We start from the raw sequence: 8,670 nt of genomic DNA on the forward strand, positions 1-8,670 counted from the left end.
GCCGTGCCGGAGGCACGGCGACCGAGTCGAAGGTGCTCAGGTGCGTGCGGGGGCGGGGCCCGGCCGGCATCTGCCCTGTTCGCGCGGTCTCTCAGAGGTCGCGCGGATAGGGGCTGTCGTGGTGGGCGTCGTCCCGGTGCGTGCATGAGTGCCGCCGAGGAGGGAGCCGTGCCGGAGGCACGGCGACCGAGTCGAAGGTGCTCAGGTGCGTGCGGGGGCGGGGCCCGGCCGGCATCTGCCCTGTTCGCGCGATCTCTAAGATGCCGTTCGTGACCTGGGTCCTGGGTGTGCTGCTCGCCTTCGCGGTGGCAGGGTTCTGCGCGGCGTTCGTCATCGTGCGTCAACAGCAGCGCGAGCTCGAGCGCACCCGGGCACGGATCGACCAGTTGGAGTCCGACCTGACCGCCGCACTGCGCCCACGCCCGCCGTCGTCGGCGACCGAGCGGGCCGTGCGCACGCTGGTCAACACCGCCTCGAAGGTGCGCGAGGGCGGCATCGGCGCACTGCTCCAGTCCTCGATCGACGACCTCCAGCAGTGGGCGGCGACCCAGCGCTCGGAGATCGTGACCATGGCCGACCCGGACGGCCGCGTGACCCTGCTGTTCTCCGACATCGAGAACTCCACCGTGCTCAACGAGAAGCTCGGCGACGACGTCTGGGTGCGCGTCCTGGCCGCACACGACTCCCTGGTGCGCACCCGCGTCGAGCAGTTCCACGGCCAGGTCGTGAAGACCTCGGGCGACGGTTTCATGGTCGTCTTCCGAGACGCCGAGGCGGCCTGCCGCTCCGCGCTCGGCATCCAGAAGGACCTGCGCCGCACGCTCGACCCGATGCTGCGTCTGGTGACGACGGTGCGCGTGCGGATCGGCATCCACACGGGCGTCGTCGTCGCCCGCGACGGCGACTACTTCGGCCGCAACGTCGCGATGGCTGCGCGCGTCGGAGCGCTCGCCGGAGGCGGCGAGGTGTTCGCGACCGAGGCCGTCCGCGTGGCCCTGGACGACGACGCGACCGTCGAACTCGACGCACTCGAGGAGGTCGAGCTGCGCGGGCTGCCCGGTCGGCACGTCATCTACCGGGTGCGGCGCCGATGAGTCCGGCGACAGGAGCGCTGGGGCTCCAGCGCCCCTGTCCGTGCGGTGGCGCGGTCTACGACACCTGCTGCGGTCCGTTCCACCGAGGCGAGGCAGCGCCGACGCCGGAGCTGCTGATGAGGTCGCGCTACGCCGCCTACGCGCTCGGTGACGACGGCTACGTCTTCCGCACCTGGCACCCGCGCACCCGCCCCGACGACGTCGGCACCGACCCGGGCCTGACTTGGACGCGCCTCGACGTCCTCGGCGCGGGCACGGCCTCGGACCAGCCGGGCGCGCCCGACGCCGTCTCCGAGCTGGCCGACGGCGAGGAGTGGGTGGAGTTCGCCGCCCACTACCGCTTCGGCGGCGTCGACCGGGTGCTCCACGAGCGCAGCCGGTTCGCTCGTCGTGGTGGCCGATGGGTCTACGTCGCGCCGCTCACCCTCGCCTGAGCGCCGACGCCCGGGCGCGGCAGCAGCGGTCACCGACTCCGGGTTCCGCCTGGGGGCGGTGAGTGAGTGAGGCTTCTGTGCCACGTCCACCGCGCGAGCGGTGACCTGCAGAGTGTTCGCGCGCAGCGATTCCTCTGTAGCTCACCGCCGAACCGACCTGACGGCGACGAAACCTCCGTACGTCACCGTCCCATCGCGCCGCCCGCCGCCGCCCCGCGGCAGGACGGCGAGCGCGGACGTCAGGTCAGCGTGCCAGCAGCACCGAGGAACCGTGGCCGAAGAGACCCTGGTTGGCAGTGATGCCGACCCGGGCGCCCTCGACCTGTCGACCCTCGGCCTGGCCACGCAACTGCCAGGTGAGCTCGCAGACCTGCGCGAGCGCCTGAGCGGGCACGGCCTCCCCGAAGCAGGCCAGGCCACCCGAGGGGTTGACCGGGATACGCCCACCGAGGCTGGTGTCACCGGCGCGCAGCAGGCTCTCGGCCTCGCCGCGCGGGCAGAGGCCGAGGTCCTCGATCCAGTCCAGCTCGAGCGCGGTCGAGAGGTCGTAGACCTCCGCGACGTCGACGTCCTCGGGCGAGATGCCCGCCTCCTCGTAGGCGGCGTGACCGATCGACTCCTTGAAGGTGTGCTCGGGGATCCCGACGACGCCCGAGGGGTCGGTGGAGAGGTTCGGCATGTCCATCACGGTGTTGGGGAACGTCGGCGTGACGGTCGAGATCGCCTCGATCCGGACGGCGTCCTCCAGACCGTGCCGACGCGCGTACTCGACGCTGGTGACGACGACCGCGGCGGCGCCGTCGGAGGTCGCGCAGATGTCGAGCAGGTGCAGCGGGTCGGAGACGACGGCGCTGGTCAGCACGTCGTCGACGCTGACCTCCTTGCGATACCGCGCGTAGGGGTTGTTCAGACCATGGCGGGCGTTCTTGACCTTCACCTGGGCGAAGTCGGCCTGGGTGGCGCCGTACAGATCCATCCGACGTCGCGCGTAGAGCGCGAAGTAGGCGGGGTTGGTCATGCCGAGCAGGCGGAAGCGCAGCCAGTCGGGGTCGTCCCAGCGCTCACCGGCGTTGGGCGCCAAGAAGCCCTTCGGCGTGGTGTCGGCACCGACGACGAGTGCCACCTCGCTGAGCCCGGCGAGGATGCGGGCGCGGGCGGTGTCGAGAGCCTGGGCACCGGTCGCGCAGGCCGCGTACGACGTCGCGACGCGGGCGCCGTTCCAGCCGAGCGCGTTGGCGAAGGTGGAGCCGGCCACGTAGCCGGCGTAGCCGTTGCGGACGGTCTCGCCGCCGACGACGAGGTCGACGTCGGTCCATGCGATGCCGGCGTCGGCGAGGGCCGCGCGGGCCGCGTGGATGCCGTACGTCGCGAAGTTGCGGCCCCACTTGCCCCAGGGGTGCATGCCGACTCCGGCGATGGCGACGGGCGTGCTCATGCCGCGCTCCCCTCGGTCGTGCCCGCGACGGGCTTCCAGCGCCAGATCAGTCGGTCGCCGGACTCGTCGGTGTACAGCGTCTCGACGACGAGCTCGCACTCCGAGCCGACCGTGAGGTCCGCGACGCCGTAGCCCTCCGCGACCTGCCCGAGGACGACGATCCCCTCGGCCAGCTCGACGGCGGCCAGCGCGAACGGCACATAGGCCTCGCCCTCGGCGTGCGGCGGGATGAAGGGCGGCGGCGGCTGGTACTGCGCGTCGGTGTAGGACCACACCGTGCCGCGCCGCGACAGCTCGGCGTCGGCGAACTCCTCGCCGTCGCATGCGGGGTTGCGGCAGAAACCCGCCGTCTTCGGGAAGAAGGTGCAGCCGCAGCTGGTGCAGCGCGAGCCGATGAGCGCGGGCTCGGGGCCGGTGGTGAACCAGCCCTCGATCGCGGGGGACGCCGTCGTCATGATGCTCCTGGAGAACTAGAACGTGTTCTCACTCTAGCCCTGAGCGCCGCTGCTGCGTTGACCCGTCTTTACCTGAAGACGGGTCAACGCCCTGATCACGGTTGACCCGTCTCTACCTACAGACGGGTCAACGCGCGATCGGGGACGGCGTGCGCGGCGAGCCGGGCCGGGATCGTCGGCAGCGCCAGCACCTCGTGGGCCAGGCCGGCGTCCGCGACCGCGCCGGGCATCCCCCACACGACCGAGGTCTCCTCGTCCTGGACGACGACGCGCCCGCCCGCGGCGACCACCTCCCGGCAGCCGGCGAGACCGTCGTGACCCATACCGGTGAGCACGAGCGCGAGCACTCCCCCGCCGTAGACCTCGACGGCGGATCGCAGCAAGGGGTCGGCCGCGGGGCGGCAGAAGTTCTCCGGCGGCTCCTGGTCGAGTCGGGCGACGGCGAGCGCACCGCTGCGGCCCACCCGGAGGTGGAAGTCGCCCGGTGCGACGAGGATCCGGCCGGGTCGCAGGACGTCGCCGTCGGCGGCCTCGGCCACCGACAGCGGCCCGACGCGGTCGAGCCGCTCGGCGAACTGCGCGGTGAACAGCGGGGGCATGTGCTGGGCCACGAGCACCGGGAGGGGGAAGCTCGCCGGGAGTCCGGCCACCACCTGGGAGAGCGCGTCGGGCCCGCCCGTCGAGCTCGCCACCACCAGGACCTGCGGACGGCGTGCCTGCGGCGCGGCGGCGCGTACCCGCACGGGCGCGGACGACGCCACGACCCGACGCGCACCGGCGAGAGCCCGGATGCGCGGCACGAGGTCCTCCCGCACGCGCTCCATCGACGCGCCGATGTCGCCAGAGCCCGAGGGCTTGGTCACGTAGTCCGACGCGCCGCGCGAGAGAGCGGTCAGGGTCGCCGAGGCGCCCTGAGCGGTCAGCGTGCTGAACATGATCACCGGCAGGCGCGGGTGCGCGGCATGGATGCGTTCCACGGCGCCGAGGCCGTCCAGCCGCGGCATCTCCACGTCGAGCGTCACGACGTCGGGGCGCAGCTCCTCCACCTGGTCGATCGCCTCGAGGCCGTCGCACGCGGTGCCGACCACCTCCAGGTCCGGCTCCTTGCCGAGCACCGTGGAGATCAGTCGCCGCAGCACGGCGGAGTCGTCGACGACCAGGACCCGGATCGGCGCGCCCGCCGCGGCACCCGAGGACAGACCGCTCATGCGCGCACCCCACTCATGAGGTGGTGATCGGCCCGCCGTCGGCCGCCGTGAGATGTTCCCCGAGCTGTGCTCGAGCCGATGACGAGGTCGCGCCCCGGCCCGCCCGAGCATGTGTGTCGCCCGCCGTGTGCGGCCAGCAACCGGACGTCTCGCCCCGAATCTCTCAACACCTGCGACGGCGCGCCGAATGGTCGGCCGTGATCTCCGAGGCCAACTTCTCCTTCGTCGCCGACCTGCTGCGACGCGAGACGGCCATGCTGTGCGAGACCGGCAAGGAGTACCTGGTCGAGGCCCGGCTCCTCCCCCTGGCGCGAGCCGCCGGGGACGCCGACGTCGACCGGTACGTCGACCGACTCCGCACCGATGCCGCCGAGCGTGCCCGCGCCGTGGACGCCCTCACCATCAACGAGACGTCGTGGTTCCGCGACCTCGCGCCCTACCAGGCGTTCACCGAGGTGATGCTGCCGCATCTGCTCCAGACGCGTGCTCATCGCCGTCACCTCGACATCTGGTCAGCGGCGTGCTCGAGCGGCCAGGAGGCCTACAGCCTCTGCATGCTGCTCGACGAGAACCTGCCGGCGGGCTGGACGGCGACGATCCACGCCACCGACGTCTCGCCGTCGATGCTCGAGCGGGTCCAGGCGGGGCGGTACAGCCAGGTCGAGATGAACCGCGGCATGCCCGCCACCCGGCTCGTGAGCTACTTCACCCGCGTCGGCAACGAGTGGGAGGTCGCGGCCAAGCTCCGCTCGATGGTGACCACGAAGCAGGTCAACCTGGCGCTGCCGTTCCCGCCGTCGGCCACCTACGACGTGGTGTTCCTGCGCAACGTGCTCATCTACTTCGACCTCGACACCAAGCGCGACATCCTGCGACGGGTCAATGCCCGCGTGGCCCGTGACGGCTTCCTGCTGCTCGGCTCGACCGAGACGACGCTGGATCTCGACGACTCCTGGGTGCGCGAGACCGCCGGTCGCGTCGTCATCCACCGTCCGCGGCCCGACGGCCCCCACGGCACCGCCGCGGCCGCTGCTCCCCGCGCGATCACCACCCCCACGACCCTCACTGCGACAGGAGCATGACCGTGCACGCCCTGATCATCGACGACTCCCGCACCATGCGGACGATCCTGCGTCGGATCGTCACCGAGCTGGGCTACGAGGTCACCGAGGCCGGCAACGGCCAGGAGGCCCTCGACGCCCTGGAGACCGGGATCGACGTCGACCTGTGCCTCATCGACTGGAACATGCCGCTCATGGACGGCTACACCTTCGTCACCCGCGTCCGCGCCGAACCCAGATGGCGCTCGATGACGCTGATGATGGTGACCACCGAGAGCGAGCACGGACAGATCGTGCGTGCCTTGGCGGCCGGCGCCCACGAGTACGTCATCAAGCCGTTCACACCCGAGGCCATCGTGGAGAAGCTCGAGCTCCTCGGCCTCGCCGCACGGGAGGTTCCCGCATGAGCACCAGCACTGCGGAGCTGTCGATGACCCACGTCCACGCGGTGGTCGAGGAGGTCTGGACGACGTTCCTCGGCGGAGGGGATCCCCTCTACGAGATCGCACCCCCGACGGACCGGGATCCGGCGGAGCAGGGCTCGGTCTGGGACGCCGCCATCACCGTCACCGGTGCATGGCAGGCCGCCATCGTGATCTGCCTGCCCGACGGCGTCGCGGACGCCGTCACCCGCGCCATGCTGGGCTTCGCCCCCGAGGATCACCTCGCGCCCGAGGACCTGATCGACGCGCTCGGCGAGCTGGTCAACGTCATCGGCGGCAACATCAAGAGCCTGATGCCGGGCCCGAGCAAGCTGTCGCTGCCGCTGGTCGCGCGTGGGCCGATCTCGCCGTCCACCAGCCTGGTCGAGGCCTGTCGCCTGGATCTCGGCTGGGGCCCGCACTCGCTGCGGGTCGTCGTCAGCGTTCCTGCCGACCAGGACCGCGACCAGCAAGCCGAGGAGGCCTGACCGTGAAGATCCTCGTCGTCGACGACAGCCGCGTGATGCGGCAGATCGTCATCCGCACCCTGCGTCAGTCCGGCCACGGCGGCCACGACATCGTCGAGGCCGAGAACGGCCGCGAGGCCCTGGAGGTCGTGCAGGCGCAGAGCCCCGGCCTGGTGCTCTCGGACTGGAACATGCCCGAGATGACGGGCATCGACCTGCTCGAAGCTCTCCGGGCGCAGGGCAACACCACGCCGTTCGGATTCGTCACCTCCGAGGGTTCGGACGACATGCGTGCCCGCGCGACCGGCGCCGGCGCGCTCTTCCTCATCGCCAAGCCGTTCACACCGGAGGCCTTCGACGAGGCGCTCGCTCCGGTCCTGGTCGGCTGAGCGACCCGAGACGTCTCGGGTCGCTCGCACAGAGATCTCGCAGGAGAACGACCATGGCCACCGACACCACCGCACCCTCGCACCTGCCCGCTCCCAAGGAGGTGCGCGACCTGCTCGGCGACCTCCTCGACAAGGAGGTCGCCCTGCGGCCGGGCCCGCCCTTCGGCGTCAGCCCGTTCTACCCCGCGAGCATCGCCAGCTACGTCGACGACTCACTCGTCGTGCGCGCCGTCGTCGCCATGGACCTGCCGCTGTCGGCCTACGCCGGCGCGGCACTCGCGCTGGTACCCAAGACCGGGGCGGACGCCGCGATCGAGCAGGGCCTGATCGACGGCTCCCTGGCCGAGAGCCTGCGCGAGGTCTTCAACATCGTCGCCTCGCTCTTCAACGGCCCCAGCTCCGCCCACCTGCGGCTCTACTCCGCCGCGACGTCGGGAGAGCCCCTCTCGGCCGACCTGCGCGCCCGAACCCAGATCCTGGGCCGGCGCGACGACCTGGTCGTCGACGTCGCCGGCTACGGCACCGGCCGCCTGGCCATCGTGCTCTGCTGAAGGTGGTGGAGGCGCCCGAGCGCCAGCCACCCCCCGGCGGTCGAGGAGCGAACGCAGCGAGCGTCGCGAAACCCTCAACTCCCCCGTCGGATGACCGAACACCTAGCCGAGCGAATGGATTGCTCGCCCCTGCCGACGGACCGGCACCGCACTCGTGACCTCACGGGAGGCAGTTGTGTCCGTTCCGGCCTACGCCGCTGGCGACGCCGTCTCGTCGGTGCTCGGCTTCGCCCTCGACGGCCTGGCGATGCGACAGCGCACCATCGCCGACAACCTCGCGAACGTCGACACCCCCGACTTCCGCGCGTCGAGCGTCGACTTCGAGAGCGCCCTGCAGTCCGCCATCTCGCGCGGCAACGGCGAGGAGTCCCGCACGATCGCCGACATCGCCCGCTCCACGCCGGCCAGCATCGCCAACGACACCCCGGTGGGACCGGACGGCAACAACGTCGACCTGCGCAAGGAGACGCTCGCTGCGGTGCAGTCCCAGTTCCAGTACCAGATGGTCGCGCGGGCGGTCACCGACCGCTTCGAGCTGATCAAGACGGCGGCGGGTGCGTTCTGATGGGCGCCTACGACAGCCTGAACATCGCCTCGTCGGGCCTGGGCATGCACCAGACCTGGCTGGACGCGCTGGCCTCCAACATCGCCAACGTCAACACCGTGCGCAGCATGGACCAGACGGCGTTCCAGGCCCAGATGGTCATCGCGCAGGCCGAGCCCGGCGGCGGTGTCGACGTCGCCGGTATCGCGCTCAGCGACCCGGAGGGTGTCGTCGTGCACGACCCGAACCACCCCCTGGCCGACGCCGAGGGCTACGTGCGCAAGCCGTCGGTGGACGCCGGCTCGCAGATGACGCAGCTGATCATCGCCCAGCGCGGCTTCCAGGCCTCGGCGCAGGTGACCAAGTACGCCCAGGACGCCTACTCGACCGCGATCGGCATCGGGGGCGGGCGATGAGTGCGAGGAGCCCCCGCGGAGCTAGCCCGAGGACCGTGTGCTGGCGGAGCGAGGCACCGCAGTGCTCGTCGAAGGGAGAGCACCGATGAGCATGTCGGGAATCGAGGGTCTCGGCGCGGTCGCCGGTTTCACCCCGCTCGCGCCCACGACGGTCTCCGGGCCGGCGGGGGGCCCCACCCCAGCCCCCGGCGGCC

The 8,670-nt window shown here is 71.6% G+C and carries 12 protein-coding genes; 9 read left to right on the top strand and 3 right to left on the bottom strand.

The window, feature by feature from the left end:
- Window positions 1–269: 269 nt before the first annotated feature.
- Both KSO97_RS18410 and KSO97_RS17165 read left to right on the top strand, forming a co-directional pair.
- Window positions 270–1,094, top strand: coding sequence for an adenylate/guanylate cyclase domain-containing protein (locus KSO97_RS18410; RefSeq protein WP_232681480.1), 825 nt, complete (start codon window positions 270–272; stop codon window positions 1,092–1,094).
- The gene (locus KSO97_RS17165) at window positions 1,091–1,528 is read left to right on the top strand and encodes a YchJ family protein (protein ID WP_232681488.1); all 438 of its coding nucleotides are present in this window, start codon (window positions 1,091–1,093) and stop codon (window positions 1,526–1,528) included. The genes KSO97_RS18410 and KSO97_RS17165 overlap by 4 nt, the downstream gene beginning before the upstream one ends.
- 244 nt (window positions 1,529–1,772) lie before the next feature.
- Here the strand turns inward: KSO97_RS17165 and KSO97_RS17170 are convergent, their stop codons facing one another.
- From KSO97_RS17170 to KSO97_RS17180, 3 genes are all read right to left on the bottom strand, one after another.
- Window positions 1,773–2,963: a lipid-transfer protein gene (locus KSO97_RS17170; RefSeq protein WP_232681505.1), complete on the bottom strand. Its 1,191-nt coding sequence runs from the start codon at window positions 2,961–2,963 to the stop codon at window positions 1,773–1,775.
- The gene (locus tag KSO97_RS17175; protein ID WP_232681514.1) at window positions 2,960–3,418 is read right to left on the bottom strand and encodes a Zn-ribbon domain-containing OB-fold protein; all 459 of its coding nucleotides are present in this window, start codon (window positions 3,416–3,418) and stop codon (window positions 2,960–2,962) included. Before KSO97_RS17175 ends, KSO97_RS17170 begins: the two co-directional genes overlap by 4 nt.
- A 116-nt stretch (window positions 3,419–3,534) precedes the next feature.
- Window positions 3,535–4,626 carry a chemotaxis response regulator protein-glutamate methylesterase gene (locus tag KSO97_RS17180; RefSeq protein WP_232681531.1) on the bottom strand — a complete coding sequence of 364 codons (1,092 nt, stop codon included), beginning with the start codon at window positions 4,624–4,626 and terminating at the stop codon, window positions 3,535–3,537.
- Window positions 4,627–4,823: 197 nt separating this feature from the next.
- Here KSO97_RS17180 and KSO97_RS17185 point away from each other — a divergent pair, with 197 nt between their 5' ends.
- The 7 genes from KSO97_RS17185 (at window position 4,824) to KSO97_RS17215 (ending at window position 8,476) form a co-directional block, all read left to right on the top strand.
- Window positions 4,824–5,708: a protein-glutamate O-methyltransferase CheR gene (locus KSO97_RS17185; protein ID WP_232681540.1), complete on the top strand. Its 885-nt coding sequence runs from the start codon at window positions 4,824–4,826 to the stop codon at window positions 5,706–5,708.
- Window positions 5,705–6,094, top strand: a complete 390-nt coding sequence (locus KSO97_RS17190; protein WP_232681553.1) for a response regulator — start codon at window positions 5,705–5,707, stop codon at window positions 6,092–6,094. Before KSO97_RS17185 ends, KSO97_RS17190 begins: the two co-directional genes overlap by 4 nt.
- Window positions 6,091–6,597, top strand: coding sequence for a chemotaxis protein CheX (locus tag KSO97_RS17195; protein WP_232681563.1), 507 nt, complete (start codon window positions 6,091–6,093; stop codon window positions 6,595–6,597). Before KSO97_RS17190 ends, KSO97_RS17195 begins: the two co-directional genes overlap by 4 nt.
- 2 nt (window positions 6,598–6,599) lie before the next feature.
- Entirely contained in the window at window positions 6,600–6,965 is a 366-nt protein-coding gene (locus KSO97_RS17200) for a response regulator (protein ID WP_232681573.1), read from the top strand.
- A gap of 53 nt (window positions 6,966–7,018) precedes the next feature.
- Window positions 7,019–7,516, top strand: a complete 498-nt coding sequence (locus KSO97_RS17205; protein ID WP_232681582.1) for a hypothetical protein — start codon at window positions 7,019–7,021, stop codon at window positions 7,514–7,516.
- A gap of 175 nt (window positions 7,517–7,691) precedes the next feature.
- Window positions 7,692–8,081, top strand: a complete 390-nt coding sequence (gene flgB, locus KSO97_RS17210; protein ID WP_232681594.1) for a flagellar basal body rod protein FlgB — start codon at window positions 7,692–7,694, stop codon at window positions 8,079–8,081.
- The gene (locus tag KSO97_RS17215; protein ID WP_232681610.1) at window positions 8,081–8,476 is read left to right on the top strand and encodes a flagellar basal body rod protein FlgC; all 396 of its coding nucleotides are present in this window, start codon (window positions 8,081–8,083) and stop codon (window positions 8,474–8,476) included. The genes flgB and KSO97_RS17215 overlap by 1 nt, the downstream gene beginning before the upstream one ends.
- The last annotated feature ends 194 nt before the right edge of the window (window positions 8,477–8,670 follow it).

Source organism: Nocardioides sp. R-C-SC26 (assembly GCF_021246465.1).
Lineage (GTDB): Bacteria > Actinomycetota > Actinomycetes > Propionibacteriales > Nocardioidaceae > Nocardioides.

Excerpts from the sequence above, each read along its gene's own strand:
- KSO97_RS17165 (WP_232681488.1), top strand. The coding sequence starts at position 1,091 with ATGAGTCCGGCGACAGGAGCGCTGGGGCTCCAGCGCCCCTGTCCGTGC.
- KSO97_RS17170 (WP_232681505.1), bottom strand. The coding sequence starts at position 2,963 with ATGAGCACGCCCGTCGCCATCGCCGGAGTCGGCATGCACCCCTGGGGC.
- KSO97_RS17175 (WP_232681514.1), bottom strand. The coding sequence starts at position 3,418 with ATGACGACGGCGTCCCCCGCGATCGAGGGCTGGTTCACCACCGGCCCC.
- KSO97_RS17180 (WP_232681531.1), bottom strand. The coding sequence starts at position 4,626 with ATGAGCGGTCTGTCCTCGGGTGCCGCGGCGGGCGCGCCGATCCGGGTC.
- KSO97_RS17190 (WP_232681553.1), top strand. The coding sequence starts at position 5,705 with ATGACCGTGCACGCCCTGATCATCGACGACTCCCGCACCATGCGGACG.
- KSO97_RS17195 (WP_232681563.1), top strand. The coding sequence starts at position 6,091 with ATGAGCACCAGCACTGCGGAGCTGTCGATGACCCACGTCCACGCGGTG.
- KSO97_RS17205 (WP_232681582.1), top strand. The coding sequence starts at position 7,019 with ATGGCCACCGACACCACCGCACCCTCGCACCTGCCCGCTCCCAAGGAG.
- KSO97_RS17215 (WP_232681610.1), top strand. The coding sequence starts at position 8,081 with ATGGGCGCCTACGACAGCCTGAACATCGCCTCGTCGGGCCTGGGCATG.